The following is a 14,983-nucleotide window of genomic DNA, read 5'->3' as shown; positions in this document are numbered from 1 at the left end:
ATACACGATCACTCTCAAGCTGGACCTTGTGCTGTCGATGACCGGTTATCCCATCACCCGTCAGGACATTACCCATGGTCAGCCTCACCTCCGTCACCATTACCCAGCCCCTCACCAGCAGCACCACCAAAGCCGCGAGCAGCGACAGCGAAACCACCACCGACAGCACGGCGATCGGTGCCACCGACAGCACCAGCGATTCGAGCAAAGCGGCCCCGGCCGGCGGCGCAGCGCCGGCTGGCGACAGCAGTTCGAGCAGCAGCGAGGAGTCCGATACTGTCAAGGAACTGCGCAAGCAGATCGCCGAACTGCAAAAGCAGTTGCAGGAAGAACAGCGCCAGTTGCAGGCCGCCCAAGCCAAGGAAGAAAGCGCTGACGCCAAGGCTGCCAACGTGGCCGCCGCGCAATCTCAGGTTTCCTCCACCAGCGCTTCGCTGCAAACCGCCACCGCGGCCTTGTTGCAGGCCCTGCAGGACTCCGACAGCAGTACGTCCGGTTCGCTGGTCAGCACCACCGCCTGATTTTTCAGCGCACACAAAAACGCGCGCGACCTTGGGGTCACGCGGCGTTTTTGTGTGGGGGTTACTTGTCTTGCTTGTTGCTCAGGACTTTGCCGGTCTTGGCGTCCAGGTCCACGTCCCATTCCACGCCTTTGGTGTCACGCAGTTCGACTTGGTAGACATAGGTGCCAGCAGCGGTCTGCTCCAGCTCGGTGTCGGTGATATTGGTCGCGGTGGTGCCTGGGTGTTGGGCCAGGGCGGCCTGGTTGAGTTTTTCCAGGTCCATGATGCTGCCGGCTTTGAGCAGGCCAGGGATCAAGTCCGGGCGAACGTCGGCTTGGGCCAGGCCGGCAGTCAGGGTCAGGGCAGTGGCAGCGAACAGGGCAGTGAGCTTTTTCATGTCTTGATTCCTTGGGTGAGCTGTTTAAGTGGCCTCAGGTTAACCAGCTGAACTTAATTCACCCTTAATTACGCGGACGCTTTGCGCCGTTTGTTCAATCGCCGCTTATTCACCGGGCGGCAAGCTGGCGCCTCAATCAATGGAGGCGGTTATGCGGTGGATCATCAAAGTGCTGTACGGGCCGCTGTTCTGGGTCGGTTTTATCGGCGCCGGAATTTTTTGGGTGGGCGAGCGCGGGGCATCGGCGGGGTGGCTGCTGGCACTGTTTGCGCTGGCGCTCGGGGTGTCGTTTCTGGCCGAGTGGTGGCTGCCTTATGAGCCCGCTTGGAACCGTGCTCGCCAGGATCGCCGGCGCGATGCGCTGCACGCCTTGGTCAATGAGAGCCTGAATGCCTTGGGCCTGTTGCTGTTGCCGGTAATGGTCAGCCTGCTGGCGGTGGATGGCCTGTGGCCCCGGCAATGGCCGTTGTGGGGGCAGTTGTTGCTGGCAATCGTGGTGGCCGATTGTGGCATCACCCTGGCCCATTACTTCAGTCACCGGCTGCCCTGGCTCTGGCGCCTGCACGCGGTGCACCACAGCGTGCAACGGCTGTACGGGTTCAACGGTTTGATGAAGCATCCCCTGCACCAGGCCGTGGAAGCGTCCGCCGGCTTGTTGCCGTTACTGGTGCTGGGCATTCCCCTATCGGTGGCCGAGTTGCTGGCCTGGGCCATTGCCGTCCAGCTGTTGTTGCAGCATTCCAATGTCGATATGCGCCTGGGGCCTTTGCGCTGGGTCTTTGCCTGGGCCCCGGTGCATCGCTTTCATCACATGAAGTACGGCAAGGCCGGCAATGTGAATTTCGCCTTGTTCTTCACTTTTTGGGACTGGCTGTTGGGCACGGCCTTCCACAGTGCCGAGTACCCCATTCGCGACGGCGACCTGGGCATTGGCAGCCGCCCGGACTTTCCACGGGATTACCGGGCGCAGTTGTGTGATCCATTCCTGGCGGTGACGTTGAGCGATGAGCCACCGGTGCCTAAGCCACTGCGCTCCTGAGTCAATCCAGTACGCGCAGTTCAAGACCTTGCAGGGCTTGCCCGGCCGTGACGCCGAACAGGCTCTTGAGGGTCCGGGAGAAGTGCGCCGAGTCGGCAAACCCGGCGCCATGGGCGGCCTCGGTGACCCGCTGCCCGGTCAGTACCAGGGCCATCGCCAGGCGCAGGCGTCGCCACAGCACCAGGCGCCGCACGGGCAGGCCCACGTCCCGGGCGAACAGGCGTTCCAGCTGGCTCAGGGAGAGGTGGGCCCGGGCCGCCAGGGTCGCCGCGGGGACCTTGTCTGTCAGGGCGTTATCCAGGGCCATCAGTGCCAGGCTGACCCGGCTGTCACTGAGGGGCTGGCGCGGGCATTGGCGCAGGGCCGCTTCCAGGCCCGGCAACGAACATTCGGCGCCCCGCAGATGCGTGTGCAAGGTGCCGCCATTCAGCAGCCGTGGTTCGGCGTAGACACTCAATACCTCGCCGGGGGCCTCGACAATGGCATGCCTCCGCAAGCTTTCAATCAACAGCCAGTGGGTGGTTTGCACCACGCCATCGAGGCTGAGGGTGACCGGCTGCTCGGGCGCAATCAGTACTTGATGGGCGTAGTGGGCATGGGCCGCGGTGGGCCCCAGGGTGCCTTGCAGCAGGGCGTAGTCAGGCCCCAGCCACAACCGGCCGCGCCACTGTTGCAGGGCCATCCTCAGTAGCCGTTGGCGTCAAGCACTTGGGCCACGCTGCGGCTGGGCGGGCGCTTGAGGTAGGTCAGCAACTCCGCGCTGCGGTTGCTGAAGATGCCGTCGACACCGGCGTCCAGCACCTGCTTGAAGTCCACCGGCTCATCGACGGTGTAGGCGTGCACCAGCAGGCCCTGTTCGTGGGTGTATTGATTCATCCAGGGTTGCACCAGGTCCGCGTAGCTCTGGTCGCCACCCTGGCGCAGGGCCACGGAAGGGCCGGTACCGACGGCGCCCTGGGCCTTGGCGTAGTCGACCCACTGTTGGAACGCGGCGCGGTCCTTGGGTTGTTGCTTGGCGTAATAGTGGGCTTTGTCAGGCTCGCCACTGTCGGCGAACTTGACCTTGGACAGCGGTTCGATGCTGCCTTCAGCCACCCACAGCAGCAACACGGCGGGCACGTTGGGCATGGCCTGGCGCAGCAGTTCCAGACTGTGCTTGTCGAAGGTCTGCAACACCACACGGCCCTTGCCCTCGCCGATGGCCTGCTGGCCTTTTTCCGAAGGGACGCCGGAGGTGTTCAGCCAGCCACGTTCCTGCAGCTTGGCCTTGAGGTCTTGCTCGATGCCCGGGAAATGGCTGGGGCCCTTGGTCTCGATATACAGCCCGGGTTTGTGCTGCGGATTGCCCTGGGCGATATCGATCACTTCATCCAGGGTCAGGATCTGCAGGCCGACATAACTGGGGCGGGCGCGTTGTGGATAGGCCTGGTTGAACCAACTGCCAGCGTCGAGGGTTTTCAGTTCGGCCAGGGTAAAGGCGCTGACGGAGCTGTTCTTGCGCTCGGGAAACTTGCTGGCTACGTCGCTGGTGCGCAGCAGGTTGTCGTCATGCAGGGCCAGCAGCACACCATCCTTGCTGCGTTGCAGGTCCAGCTCCAAATAGTCGGCCCCCAGGTCCCGGGCCAGTTTGTAGGCCGCTGCAGTGGATTCCGGTGCATCGTAGGACGCGCCGCGGTGGGCGATCACCGCCGGGTAGGCGATGCCATGGCTGGCGGCCACGGCCTTGGGATCGTGCGCACTGGCAGCCTGGGTTTGGCTGGCGGCAAGCAGCAGGCTCAGCAGCAGGGCGTTCAGGGAAAAGGTCGCGGGCATCTTCGAGTTCCTTTCGGGGCCGGGGGAGCGTTCTCTTTTATCAATAGGCAACGCCTTACGCTATCGCCATAGCGCCATGGCTGTGTGTCAAAAAAATTATTCGGGCGTTTTTTTCCTCGGCTTTGCAGTAGTCTTGACCCCTGCAGTTTCCCCATCAGAGGGAAACCCCATAAGCATCTGTGCCCTCTGCCAAGCGTGTAAACCATTGACCACCTGTCCTGCGGGACCTTGAGTGAGGTTTACCATGCGCATTACGTCCGAACTTATCTGTCAGGCCGCCGACCAGCTTCAGGGTTTTGTCGGGTTCAACCGCAAGACCGGCAAGCACATTGTGCGTTTCAGCGAAGACTCCTTCGGCATGGACGTCGCCGACGACGCCATCATTCCCACCAGCGAATTCGTCTGGGCCCCGGCCACCGACCAGACCATGACCCTCAAGCGCGAGCTCATCCAGTTGCTGCTGGAGCAGAACATCGACGATCGGATTCACATCACCGAGCCGCTGCGGGTGTACATGCGTCGCACTGACGTACCGGAGATCTGTGCCGTGCGCAGCCTGGTGGCCACCGCACGCAGCTGATCCTCAGGCCGGTGGACGGGCGCGGGCCGGGCAGCATTGTCGCTGCCGGCCTGCAGCCACGTGTGGCATTCTGCACCTTTGCGTATCAACCCTCCGGCCTGCCATGACCCTTTTGCGACTGATCCTCGGCGATCAACTCAACCCGCTGCACAGCTGGTTTCGCCAACCGTGCGCGGAGGCGATTCACGTGCTGATGGAGGTGCGCCAGGAGACCGACTACGTCCTGCATCACGGGCAGAAGGTCCTGGCGATCTTTGCCGCCATGCGTGACTTTGCCGCGAGCCTGGAGGCCGCCGGGCATCGCGTCTGTTACCTGAAGATCGACGACCCGGACAACACCCAGTGCCTGACCCGCAACCTGGATGCCCTGTTGGCGCGGTACGGGGCCAGCCACTTCGAGTACCAGGCCCCGGATGAATGGCGCCTGGACCAGCAATTACTGGGTTACTGCGAGGCCCTGGCCATCCCCTCGACGATGGTCGACAGCGAGCACTTCTACACCGCCCGGGAGCAGGCGCAGTTGATCTTCGCCGGGCGCGAGCATTGGTTGATGGAGCACTTCTATCGCACGCTGCGGGTGGTCGAAGGCGTGCTGCTGGACCCTAAGCGCAAGCCCCTGGGTGGCCAGTGGAATTACGACCACGACAACCGCCAGGCGTGGCCCGGGATGCCGTTCGAGTCGGCCGACAGTCGTCCGCGGCATGATCATTCCCTGCTGTGGCAGAGCATTCAGGCCGCAGGGGTCCAGAGCTTTGGCAGCGTAGCCGCCGAACAACTGGCCTGGCCGCTGAATCGCGACGAAGCGCTGCAGCAGTTGCAGGGGTTTATCGAGCACGAGCTGAAGCATTTTGGCGAGTTCCAGGACGCCATGAGCAGCCGGGCCTGGCGGTTGTTTCATTCGTTGCTGTCGTTTGCCCTGAACACCAAGATGCTCAACCCCCGGGAAGTGGTGCAGCGGGCCGAAGACGCCTATCACCAGGGCGTGGCACCCTTAGCGTCGGTCGAGGGGTTTATCCGGCAGATTCTCGGTTGGCGCGAGTATGTGCGCGGGGTCTACTGGGCGCAGATGCCCGGTTACGAACGCAGCAACGTGTTTGCCCATGACCTGCCGCTGCCGTCATGGTTCTGGACCGGCCAGACCCGCATGCGCTGCCTGGCCCATGCCATCGGCCAGTCGTTGGAGCAGGCCTATGCGCACCATATTCAGCGGCTGATGGTCATCGGCAATTTTGCCCTGTTGGCCGGACTTGATCCCTATGAGGTGCACCAGTGGTACCTGGGGGTCTATATCGATGCCTTCGAATGGGTCGAGTTGCCCAACACCCTGGGCATGAGCCAGTTTGCCGACGGTGGCCTGCTGGCGACCAAACCCTATGTGTCCAGTGCGGCCTATATCGACCGCATGAGCGATTACTGCCGGGGCTGTCACTACGACAAAAAGGTCCGCATCGGTGAGCGTGCCTGCCCGTTCAATGCGCTGTACTGGGACTTTTTCGCCCGCCACCAGCCGTTGCTCGAAGGCAATCATCGGCTGGGGATGGTGTATCGGCAGTTGGCCAAAATGCCCGACGAGATGCGCGACGCGGTGAGCGCCCAGGCCGACGACCTGCGTCAGCGCCTGGATCAACTCTAGCGTTCGAAGCGATACGCCCGTTCGACTTTGCACACCCGGGTGTGGCAATGGCTGTACCAGTCTGCACGGCCGCGCTCGCGGATGACGCTGTGTTCGGCATGGTGCTTCCAGGCCAGGATCGCTGCTTCGTCACGCCAGTAAGACACGGTGATGCCAAAACCTTGCTCATCGCGGCTGGACTCCGCACCGAGAAACCCCGGTTGCTGGCTGGCCAGTTCGACCATGCGCTGGGCGGCCTGATCGTAGTCCGGGTCGGCGGCGCTGCGTTGTGAGCTGAAGATCACTGCGTAATAAGGGGGGGCGGGTGTGCTGCCGATCATCAGTGTGGCTCCTTGCAAGCGTTGAGCAGGGCGCACACCAGGGGCGGTACCTTGCCGGCCAAGGCTGCGCGTTCGGGCTGAAACAGGGTCGCGACAAAAAACCGATGGCCCTTGAGCTCGACCGCTCGCAGGTCGCCCGCTGTGTCGTGCCCGGTGGCGACCAGCGCACCGCTCAGCAGCGCATCGGCGAACTGCGGATTGACCCCGTAACGACAGCGATAACCCTCGATGATCTCCAGGCTTTGATAGGCCTCGGCGATGCGGCTGCCGGGCTGCAGACGAATGCTGTCGACGGCTTCCACCAGTGAGCAGCTCAAGGGCGTGAGCAGGGCCCGTTGCGCCTCCGGGTGCAGTTCACCGTGCTCGGCGTCCGCCCAGCCCAAGACATGGCGCGCGTATTCCAGCACCCCATGTTGAAAGCCGCCGCAGGTGCCGAGGAAGGGCCGTTGTTGCTCCCGGGCCACGCGGATTGCCAGTAGCGCGCCATCAAGGTGGCGATAAGGGCTGCCGGGCACACACCAGATGCCATCGAAGCCCTCCAACTGAGCGTCCGCATTCAGGGAGTCGGTGCCCAGCCATTGGTAGGTCAGCTCGACCTCGGTGGCGGCCGCGGCCATCTCCAGGGCTTGGGGAATGGCTTGATGGGCGGTGATCTGCGGGTCGTAGTCGCCAATCAGGGCGATGCGAACGTGGGGCTGGGGTCGGTTGGCGTGCATGGAGGCTCCCTGGGGGACGATGGCTTGTTGATTCCTGGCGGCCACTATAAATTGGCGCCCACGCAATCAATATTGGCGTTTATCCAATTGATCAATGCAGCCACGCACTATCAGCTTGACTACCCCGACCTCGTCCTGATTCTTGCCCTGGTGCGCGGCGGGTCACTGGCCCGTGCCGCGGCGCTGCTCAGGGTCGATGTGTCCACGGTGTTTCGCGCGGTACGCCGTCTGGAGGCCGCCCTGGGCCAGCAACTGTTCGATAAGAGCCGGGCGGGCTACCTGCCCACCAGCCTGGCGCAGACTCTGGCGCAACAGGCCGAGCGTGCCGAACAAGCCCTGGAGGCGGCGCGGATCGGTGTGGACCAGGGCGGGGAAATCATCAGTGGCACCGTGCGCCTGACCTGCACCGATTCGGTGTTGCAAGGGTTGCTGCTGCCGGCCCTGGCGCAGTTCATGCCCGGCTACCCGGCGTTGACCGTGGAGCTGTGCACCTCCAACGACTTTGCCAACCTCAGCCGTCGCGACGCCGATATCGCCCTGCGCCTGACTGCCGCGCCACCGGAGCACTTGGTGGGCCGGCGCCTCGGAACCGTGGCTTATCGAGTGTGTGCCAGTGCTGCCTATCGGCAACGGGTCGACTGCACTGATCTGTCTCGCGTGGCCTGGATTGCCCCGGACGATTTTCTGCCCGATCACCCCACGGTGACCTGGCGCCGCAGTCAATGGCCGGGTGTGCGCCCCAGCTACCGCTGCAACAGCATGCAGTCGGTGACCGAGTTGGTGCGTGCGGGCTTGGGGGTGGCTGCGCTGCCGGACTTCCTTATCGGCGGTGGGCTGGAGCCGCTGAGCGAACCCTTGGGCCATGACACCGGGCTGTGGCTGTTGACCCGCCCGGACTGTCGGGCGCTGCGCTCGGTGGTGGCCCTGTTCGACGAACTGGCGCGCCACGTTCGCCTGCCTTGACCCTCAAGCCTGGGGCGGTTCCTTGCGGACAAAGTGCTGATGCATCTCGCTGGTCAGGTTTTCGATGCGTTCGGTCAGTTGCTTGGTCATTTCGGTGAGGCGGGTGTTTTGCTCCAGCAGCTCCAGTAATTGCGCGCTGCTGTGGGCGGCTTGGGCCTGCCGCTCGCTGTTGGCCACGGCCAGGGCTTCGCGGTGTTGCGCATCGGCATCGGCCTGGGCTTTGTCACGGGCGGCCTGGCGGGTCTGTGCCAGCAAAATCAGCGGTGCCGCGTAGGCTGCCTGCAGGCTGAACGCCAGGTTGAGGAGGATAAAGGGGTAGACGTCGAAAGTGGTGACGCCGCTGAGGTTGAGGCCGATCCAGACCAGTACGATCAGGGTCTGGGCCCCGAGAAAGGTCGGCGTGCCAAAGAAGCGGGCGAAGGCTTCGGCCCTCAAAGCGAAGGCGTCGGTGCCGAAGGTGGGGGCCAGGTGGGCGTGGCGGCGATGGAAGCGCAGGTGGTCGACAGCTGGGGCTGGGGTTTCTTCAGGGCGTTTGGTGGTCATGGGGATTTTCTACCGGGCAGACGATCGCGCAACTATAGCGCCACCCCGTGCCGCCGACGCGTTAACCCGCGTCGGCATCCCCTGGCTCAGAGTGCGCCGCGTTCGCTGGCGAACATGCTCACCGCCTGGACGGCGTGGCCGGTGCCTTCGCGTATCTGCAGGATCACGGTACCGGCCTGATCGGCCAGGCCCACGCCTTTGGCCGCCCGGTCGCGGGTGCCGTCCATGCTTTTGATCGCTTGCTGGGTTTCGTTCTGGATCTTCTCGATCATCTCGGAAATTTCCGCCGTCGAACCGCTGGTGCGGGCCGCCAGTTGCCGGACTTCATCGGCTACCACGGCAAAGCCCCGGCCTTGCTCGCCGGCGCGGGCGGCCTCGATGGCGGCATTGAGGGCCAGGAGGTTGGTCTGGTCGGCGATGGAACGGATGGTGTTGACGATCGCGGTGATCTGTTCGGAGCGGTCACCGAGTTTGGCGATCAAGGCCGAGGAGTCTTCGATATTGCTGGCAATGTGGCGCATTTCGCTGGCCGCTTGCTGGATCACCTCGGTGCCTTGTTCGGCCACTTTCCGCGTCTCCATGGAGATGTGGTAGGCCTGGCTGGCGCTGCGGGCGTCCTGCTCGTGCTGTTCCACTCGTTGGGTGACATCCGAGGCGAACTTCACCACTTTGATCAGGCGCCCAGCGGCGTCATACACCGGGTTGTAGTTGGCTTCCAGCCACAGGGTGCGGCCCTGTTTGTCGACACGCTCGAACTGGCCGTTGAACAGCTCGCCCTGATTGAGCCGGCGCCAGAAATCCTGGTAGGCGCTGCTGTTGGCCAGCTCTGGCTTGCAGAATATCCGGTGATGTTTGCCTTGCAGTTCGGCCAGGGTGTAGCCCATGCGATTGAGGAAGTTCTGGTTGGCGCTGATGATGCTGCCGTCGAGGTTGAACTCGATCACCGCCATGGCGCGGTCGATGGCTTGCAGCTTGGCCTTGGCTTCCGTTTCCTGTTGCACCTTGGCGGTGACATCCAGGGCGTATTTGACCACCTTGATGACCTTGCCCGTCGCGTCCTTGATCGGGTTGTAGGTCGCCTCCAGCCAGATCGGTTGCCCGCTGCCGTTGAGCCGTTCGTAGGTGCCCGATTCGAACTGGCCGTTTTGCAGGCGCGTCCAGAGCTGGCGGTACCCATTGCTGCGCACGAACTCGGTGCTGCAAAACTGCTGGTGGGATTGGCCCAGCACCTGTTCGGCGCGGTAGCCCATGGTCTTGAGGAAGTTGTCATTGGCGCGCAGCACTCGGCCCTGTAGATCGAACTCGACGACGGCCATGGAGCGTTCGAGGGCTTCGAGCAGGCCAGCTTGTTGGGCAACGGTGTGCTGCAGGGTTTCGATGGTCTTGTTGTGGCGGTTGAATAGCATGGTGGCTGGTGCTCGGTGGGAAGCGTCGAGTGGGTCCCTATTGAGTGCGCCTGTATGCCAAAAGATCCCGAGGGTCTTGGGCAGGGTCTGCTGGGTGCCAGCGCTCCATGACTGACACTGAACTGGTAGCGGGTATTTCAGCCTTCACGGCACCCGGGCTGAGCCTTGAGGTGTCGTTGGAGGAAGGGCGTCATGTCTACAAATCAATTCAAATTGGGGTGGGTCGGCGGTTCATTCTATGGGGCGATGCCGCTCTTCCAGGAGGGGGGAGCAGTGGCGGCATTATGATGGCTAACACCGTACAAATCTAAATAAACTTGTACAAAAACTGCATTTATCCAGATTTTGTATAAGTTTTTGGCCGGGCAGCGGCTCAGGCAAAGGCGGGCTCAGGGGGCATTGCGGCGCTGGTGATTTTATTGCGCCCGGTGTTTTTTGCCTGGTACAAGGCTTTGTCGGCCTCGTTGAGCCAGTCGGCGGTGTCATTGAAACCCTGCTGAAAGGCTGCCAGGCCGATGCTCAGGCTGACGCGCAACTCGGGAACGTCCGGGTGTCGGTAATGGCTGAAGGCTTCACGCAAGCGCTCCATCACCTCCACTGCCTGCTGCGGGTGCAGGCCGGGCAGGATCACGCAAAATTCGTCGCCACCGTAACGGCCGGCCTGGTCATCCTGGCGCAAGTTGCGCCGCAACTCGCCACTCAACTGGCGCAATACCGCATCGCCGATGATGTGGCCGTAGCTGTCGTTGATCAGCTTGAAGTGATCGACGTCGATCAGGGCGATGCTGGCCTGGGCCTTATGCTCCAGGCACTTGAGGAATTTGATCTGCAGCAGGTCTTTCCAGGAACCGTGGTTGAGCAGGCCGGTGAGGCTGTCGGTGCGACTCAGGGTACTCAAGGTGCGCTTGTGTTCGGACAGTTTCATCGCCAACCGATAGCAGACCATGCCCAGTGCCAGGGGGTAGAGGGTCAACATCGGCAGGCAGGCGTAGATCTGGATTTGGCTGATTTGGGTGCTGAAGTGCATGCCCAGCAGCGCCCAGGCCGCCAGGACGCCAGTCACCTGGGCAACGGCGCCATGAATCAGCAGGCGTTGCCCGCCAGCGGCGACATTGTTCATCGACATCATCGATAGGATGGTCACCGCCGGCAGCGGATTGAACTGAAAGGCTGCGGCCCAGAAGCCGCCGCAGAGCGAGTCATACAGCAGGTTGCGCCGTTCAGCCTGGTAGGGCGAGCGCGAACGGATCGACAGTTGGTAAGCCAGGTGTGGCCAGATCAGGCCGTTGAACAGCAGCAGGGCCCAGATCCAGTTGGGCAGGGCAATGGGATAGAGCGCGGCGAAGACACTGATGCCACCGATGCCCAAGCCAATGGTCCTTGGGCGATAGATGCGCCTGGCAAATGACAACCCTTTGCCTTGTTGAATTTCCATAATGTCATGCACCAGATCTGCTTCTGAAACACCTTGTGGTGTTTTATGCGCTATAGCCGTTGATCGGATAAGTTTGGTGAATATTGTCATTTATTCCAAGAAGAATAATCAGTGTCCTTCGAAGCCATTTAACAGTGGGAGGGGCGCTGCGAGGTCGTTTCAGAGCGTTGAGAGGGGCCGTTAAGGGCTAGGGAAGAGGCTTCCTGAAGAGACGGATCGGGCGGGGAATCAAACCTGATAGTGGGACAGAAACATGTCCAGGGCCGACTCGATGACCTGGGTTTGTTCAGCGAGCGGCAGTGTAGGTTGCCCCATGCTGATCTGTGGCCAGAATGCGAATGTCTTGATCAGGCCCTGGAGTTGGTGGGAGGCAAACTCTGCATCCACCGGTTTGAGACGGCCATCGGCCACGGCTGCGCGAATCCAGATGCTCAGTCCTTCTTCGCGCTGGCTCAGGCGCGCCACCATGTTCTGCGCGCGTTCAGGGGAGTGGATGGTGGCGGCGATGGCGACTCGTGCCAGGTCCAGAAAGTTATCGTCCCCCAGCATGCGCAGTTTGGCCTGGAGCAGTGTGTGCAATTGCTCGCGCAGCGGCAGGTCGCTGCGGTACTGGACGTCGGGCTGGGCACAGATGTTGGCCCACAACTTATGCAGGATTTCGGCGAACAGTTCCTCTTTGCTGGGGAAGTGGTTGTACACCGTGCGCTTGGAGACACCGGCGGTGGCGGCGATCTTATCCATGCTGGTGATCTCGAAACCGCTGGCGCGGAATTCGTTGATCGCCGCCTGGATGATGGCTTCGCGTTTACGGTCGGTGAGGCGCTTTGGAGCTGTCATAAGTGAGGTTCGAGTTGGCTGAAGGGGCACTGCAATCGGCAGTTTACTTAGTCTTCTGCTTCATGCAATGTAGAAACTACACTGTGCAGTGTAGTTCTTGATCCGCTCTTCAAATCCAAACAATGACAGTCAACTGATGCTTGCGTGCGTTGGTCTGGACCGTCCCGCAGAGAATTGCCGGAACCGTGTTGAGTTCCTTGGAGTCACTTCAGTCATGGCCACTATCTCGCCCAACGCCGACGGCGCCGCTCGCCTTGAAACCTCGCGCCAGGAACAAGGCGCCTATCGCAACCACGCCCCCGTTCAACATGCAGGTTTCGGCAAAACCCTGCGCATCTTCTGGAACATGATTTTCCACAAGCCGCGTAACACGCGCCCCGCGGGGGCGATCCCGGTGCAGCCTTTGACTCGCGAGCAATTGTCGGCGGCGCCGGATCACAGTGTCTTCCGTCTTGGGCATTCGACGGTGCTGCTGAAGATGCGCGGCAAATTCTGGGTCACCGACCCGGTGTTCGCGGAGCGCGCCTCGCCCGTTCAGTGGGCCGGCCCCAAACGGTTTCACCAACCGCCCATCAGCCTGGAAGAGCTGCCGGCCATCGAGGCGGTGATTTTGTCCCACAACCACTACGACCATTTGGACCGTCGCACTGTGCTGCATCTGGCGGAAAAGGCCCGACACTTCCTCACGCCCCTGGGCGTGGGCGAGACCTTGATCAAGTGGGGCGTCCCCGCGGAAAAGGTCCGGCAACTGGATTGGTGGCAGGGCACGGAGGTCGACGGCATCCGGTTTATTGCGACGCCAGCGCAGCACTTTTCCGGGCGTGGTTTGTTCGATGGCAACAGCACCTTGTGGGCGTCGTGGGTGATGATCGACGGCCCTGTGCGGATCTTTTTCAGTGGGGATACCGGGTACTTCGATGGCTTCAAACGCATCGGCCAGCAATACGGCCCGTTTGATCTGACCCTGATGGAAACCGGTGCCTACAACGTCGAGTGGCCCCACGTGCATATGCAGCCAGAGCAGACCCTGCAGGCCCATATCGACCTCAAGGGCCGCTGGTTGCTGCCGATCCACAACGGCACTTTCGATTTGTCGATGCATGCCTGGTACGAACCCTTCGACCGTATCCTGGCCTTGGCCTGGGAACGCAGCATCGCCATCACCACGCCGCAGATGGGCCAAGCCTTCAGCCTGTCGCAACCCCAGCGCGGCAGCACCTGGTGGCTGAGCGTGGAGGGCGAGGCACAAACCACGTCTCTGGAAACCCAGTCCTCCTGAACCCCCGGTGTTGCGTTGCCGCCCTGTGAGCTTTCCCTGCAGTGAGCAGATTTTCATCGGGGGTGAATCCCACCTTGCCACCCAGACTTTCCAGGCCTGGGTGGCTGTTTACGATGGTGGCGGTCATGGCACCCGCAGCCGGCGCCGCCATGGAACCTGGATCAAGGAACTCAATTGCCAGCTTGCCCGGCTGGTTGCCGCCGATTACTCGGTGCAGCACTGGTTGGAGCCGGTAGTGAGCGCTCTGGATCATTCGATCAGGGCGTAATCCGCGCGCTCCATCGGGTTGGGGGTTGCACCTCGCACGTTCATGCCGCGCCCAGGCTCGAAACCGGGGAAGAACACCAGGCCTTCCGCTTCGAAGCAGAAGGCCAGGGCCAGGCGAGTGACATCGCGTACCTCAAAGCCGGCTTCGAAGCGTTGGATGGCTTGCACAGAGACGGTGGATTTTTGGCACAGCTGATCCATGTTCCAACCCAGCAACTGGCGGGCCTGGGCACAGTGCGTCGGGGTGAATTGAAACAGGGCGATACGTTCCAGGGTGATTTTCATCGCGAGCGAGGCCATGGTTTCCTCCGGGAGGATCAAAGGCAGAGTCAATAAAATACTGTTTATTTGTACAGTTGTTTTGGCCGCTGATCAAACTCATTTTTGCGGTTTCTATCGACCCTTTGGTGACAAGTTCTTTCCCGAGGATCAGGCCGCGCTGTGCAAGTAGGCCGTGGGCGCCTGCCCCAGTACCCGGCGGAACATCGTCGAAAACGCCGCCGGGCTGTCGTAGCCGAAATCCATAGCGATCCGCGTCACCGCTTCGCCCGCCGCCAGGCGTGCCAGGGCCAGGACCACACAGGCGCGTTGGCGCCACTGCACGAAACTCATGCCGGTCTGCTGACGAAACCATCGGTTGAAGGTGCGCAGGCTGGCGTGTAGCTGCTGCGCCCACTGCTGCGGCGATTGATGAATATCCGGCTGCTGCAGGAAAGCTTGGCACAGGGCGAGCAGGCGGGGTTCGGCTGGCAGGGGAATGTGCAGCGGCAGCGGGGTGCTGCGCCCCAACTCATGCAGCAACAGGCTGATCAGCACGCCGTCACGCCCGTGGGTTTCATACTCAAGGGGGATGTCCACCGCTTCCAGCAACAGTTGGCGCATCAGCGGCGAGACATTGAGGACTCGACACGGGGCCTCATTAAACGGCACGGCGTCCGGTTCGATGTACAGGCTGCGGGTGCTCACGCCCAGCATCAGCACCGCATGAGGCACCTGAGGTGCGATCCACACGGCGCGCTGGGGCGGCACCACCCAATTGCCCGCCTCGGTACTCACCTGCATGACCCCGGTGGCCCCATACAGCAATTGTCCGCGGCGATGTTGATGGCGAGGCAGCAGGTGGCCGTCGGGGTAATCCGTGCCGATGGCGACCACCGGGCGCGGTGTCTGGTCGAGCAGGTTGATTGAGGTATTGCGCATGGCCGCGAGCCCCTTGCCATTGGCGTGAACGCGAACATTATTGGCTTATCTGC

General features: G+C 62.2%; 17 protein-coding genes. 6 read left to right on the top strand and 11 right to left on the bottom strand.

Going from position 1 to position 14,983, the window contains the following annotated elements; all coding sequences use genetic code 11:
• Positions 1 to 74: 74 nt before the first annotated feature.
• On the top strand, positions 75 to 521 hold the full coding sequence (locus M1B35_RS08540) for a hypothetical protein (RefSeq protein WP_123328491.1): 447 nt from the start codon (positions 75 to 77) through the stop codon (positions 519 to 521).
• Positions 522 to 582: 61 nt separating this feature from the next.
• Here the strand turns inward: M1B35_RS08540 and M1B35_RS08535 are convergent, their stop codons facing one another.
• The gene (locus M1B35_RS08535) at positions 583 to 900 is read right to left on the bottom strand and encodes a PepSY domain-containing protein (protein ID WP_123328490.1); all 318 of its coding nucleotides are present in this window, start codon (positions 898 to 900) and stop codon (positions 583 to 585) included.
• Positions 901 to 1,051: 151 nt separating this feature from the next.
• On the opposite strand from M1B35_RS08535, the gene M1B35_RS08530 reads away from it, so the two are divergent.
• On the top strand, positions 1,052 to 1,939 hold the full coding sequence (locus M1B35_RS08530) for a sterol desaturase family protein (protein ID WP_268261689.1): 888 nt from the start codon (positions 1,052 to 1,054) through the stop codon (positions 1,937 to 1,939).
• A gap of 1 nt (position 1,940) precedes the next feature.
• Here M1B35_RS08530 and M1B35_RS08525 read toward each other — a convergent pair whose 3' ends face one another.
• Positions 1,941 to 2,621, bottom strand: coding sequence for a helix-turn-helix transcriptional regulator (locus M1B35_RS08525; protein WP_268261688.1), 681 nt, complete (start codon positions 2,619 to 2,621; stop codon positions 1,941 to 1,943).
• 2 nt (positions 2,622 to 2,623) lie between these two features.
• Positions 2,624 to 3,751: a glycerophosphodiester phosphodiesterase gene (locus M1B35_RS08520; RefSeq protein WP_268261687.1), complete on the bottom strand. Its 1,128-nt coding sequence runs from the start codon at positions 3,749 to 3,751 to the stop codon at positions 2,624 to 2,626.
• A gap of 244 nt (positions 3,752 to 3,995) precedes the next feature.
• Here M1B35_RS08520 and M1B35_RS08515 point away from each other — a divergent pair, with 244 nt between their 5' ends.
• Both M1B35_RS08515 and M1B35_RS08510 read left to right on the top strand, forming a co-directional pair.
• Complete coding sequence (locus M1B35_RS08515) at positions 3,996 to 4,331, top strand: DUF2025 family protein (protein ID WP_123328486.1); 336 nt, start codon at positions 3,996 to 3,998, stop codon at positions 4,329 to 4,331.
• A 103-nt stretch (positions 4,332 to 4,434) separates the two neighbouring features.
• Positions 4,435 to 5,964: a cryptochrome/photolyase family protein gene (locus M1B35_RS08510; protein ID WP_268261686.1), complete on the top strand. Its 1,530-nt coding sequence runs from the start codon at positions 4,435 to 4,437 to the stop codon at positions 5,962 to 5,964.
• Here the strand turns inward: M1B35_RS08510 and M1B35_RS08505 are convergent.
• Together M1B35_RS08505 and M1B35_RS08500 are read right to left on the bottom strand one after the other, a co-directional pair.
• A complete protein-coding gene (locus M1B35_RS08505; RefSeq protein ID WP_268261685.1) occupies positions 5,961 to 6,284 on the bottom strand; it encodes an antibiotic biosynthesis monooxygenase family protein in 324 nt (107 codons plus the stop codon). The two genes, M1B35_RS08510 and M1B35_RS08505, sit on opposite strands and share 4 nt — an antisense overlap.
• Positions 6,284 to 7,000, bottom strand: a complete 717-nt coding sequence (locus M1B35_RS08500; protein ID WP_268261684.1) for a CTP synthase C-terminal region-related (seleno)protein — start codon at positions 6,998 to 7,000, stop codon at positions 6,284 to 6,286. The genes M1B35_RS08505 and M1B35_RS08500 overlap by 1 nt, the downstream gene beginning before the upstream one ends.
• Positions 7,001 to 7,024: 24 nt before the next feature.
• Between M1B35_RS08500 and M1B35_RS08495 the strand changes: the two genes are divergently transcribed.
• The gene (locus M1B35_RS08495) at positions 7,025 to 7,963 is read left to right on the top strand and encodes a LysR family transcriptional regulator (protein ID WP_185039090.1); all 939 of its coding nucleotides are present in this window, start codon (positions 7,025 to 7,027) and stop codon (positions 7,961 to 7,963) included.
• 3 nt (positions 7,964 to 7,966) lie between these two features.
• Here M1B35_RS08495 and M1B35_RS08490 read toward each other — a convergent pair whose 3' ends face one another.
• The 4 genes from M1B35_RS08490 to M1B35_RS08475 form a co-directional block, all read right to left on the bottom strand.
• Positions 7,967 to 8,506, bottom strand: a complete 540-nt coding sequence (locus M1B35_RS08490; RefSeq protein ID WP_268261683.1) for a DUF1003 domain-containing protein — start codon at positions 8,504 to 8,506, stop codon at positions 7,967 to 7,969.
• 86 nt (positions 8,507 to 8,592) lie between these two features.
• Positions 8,593 to 9,912 (bottom strand): methyl-accepting chemotaxis protein, encoded by a 1,320-nt coding sequence (locus M1B35_RS08485; RefSeq protein ID WP_123328481.1) that lies wholly within the window; start codon positions 9,910 to 9,912, stop codon positions 8,593 to 8,595.
• 373 nt (positions 9,913 to 10,285) lie between these two features.
• On the bottom strand, positions 10,286 to 11,347 hold the full coding sequence (locus M1B35_RS08480) for a diguanylate cyclase (RefSeq protein WP_268261682.1): 1,062 nt from the start codon (positions 11,345 to 11,347) through the stop codon (positions 10,286 to 10,288).
• A gap of 228 nt (positions 11,348 to 11,575) precedes the next feature.
• Complete coding sequence (locus M1B35_RS08475) at positions 11,576 to 12,184, bottom strand: TetR/AcrR family transcriptional regulator (protein WP_123328480.1); 609 nt, start codon at positions 12,182 to 12,184, stop codon at positions 11,576 to 11,578.
• Positions 12,185 to 12,398: 214 nt separating this feature from the next.
• On the opposite strand from M1B35_RS08475, the gene M1B35_RS08470 reads away from it, so the two are divergent.
• Positions 12,399 to 13,463 (top strand): MBL fold metallo-hydrolase, encoded by a 1,065-nt coding sequence (locus M1B35_RS08470; RefSeq protein WP_123328479.1) that lies wholly within the window; start codon positions 12,399 to 12,401, stop codon positions 13,461 to 13,463.
• Positions 13,464 to 13,712: 249 nt separating this feature from the next.
• On the opposite strand, the gene M1B35_RS08465 is transcribed toward M1B35_RS08470, so the two are convergent.
• Together M1B35_RS08465 and M1B35_RS08460 are read right to left on the bottom strand one after the other, a co-directional pair.
• Positions 13,713 to 14,030, bottom strand: a complete 318-nt coding sequence (locus M1B35_RS08465) for an XRE family transcriptional regulator (RefSeq protein WP_268261681.1) — start codon at positions 14,028 to 14,030, stop codon at positions 13,713 to 13,715.
• A 129-nt stretch (positions 14,031 to 14,159) separates the two neighbouring features.
• A complete protein-coding gene (locus M1B35_RS08460; protein ID WP_123328476.1) occupies positions 14,160 to 14,930 on the bottom strand; it encodes an AraC family transcriptional regulator in 771 nt (256 codons plus the stop codon).
• Positions 14,931 to 14,983 lie beyond the last annotated feature (53 nt).

The sequence above is a fragment of the Pseudomonas morbosilactucae genome, assembly GCF_023241665.1.
In the GTDB taxonomy this organism is placed as follows: Bacteria; Pseudomonadota; Gammaproteobacteria; order Pseudomonadales; family Pseudomonadaceae; genus Aquipseudomonas; species Aquipseudomonas morbosilactucae.
Note: the sequence above shows the minus strand (reverse complement) of the source record. Positions and strands in the feature narration are given on the sequence as shown.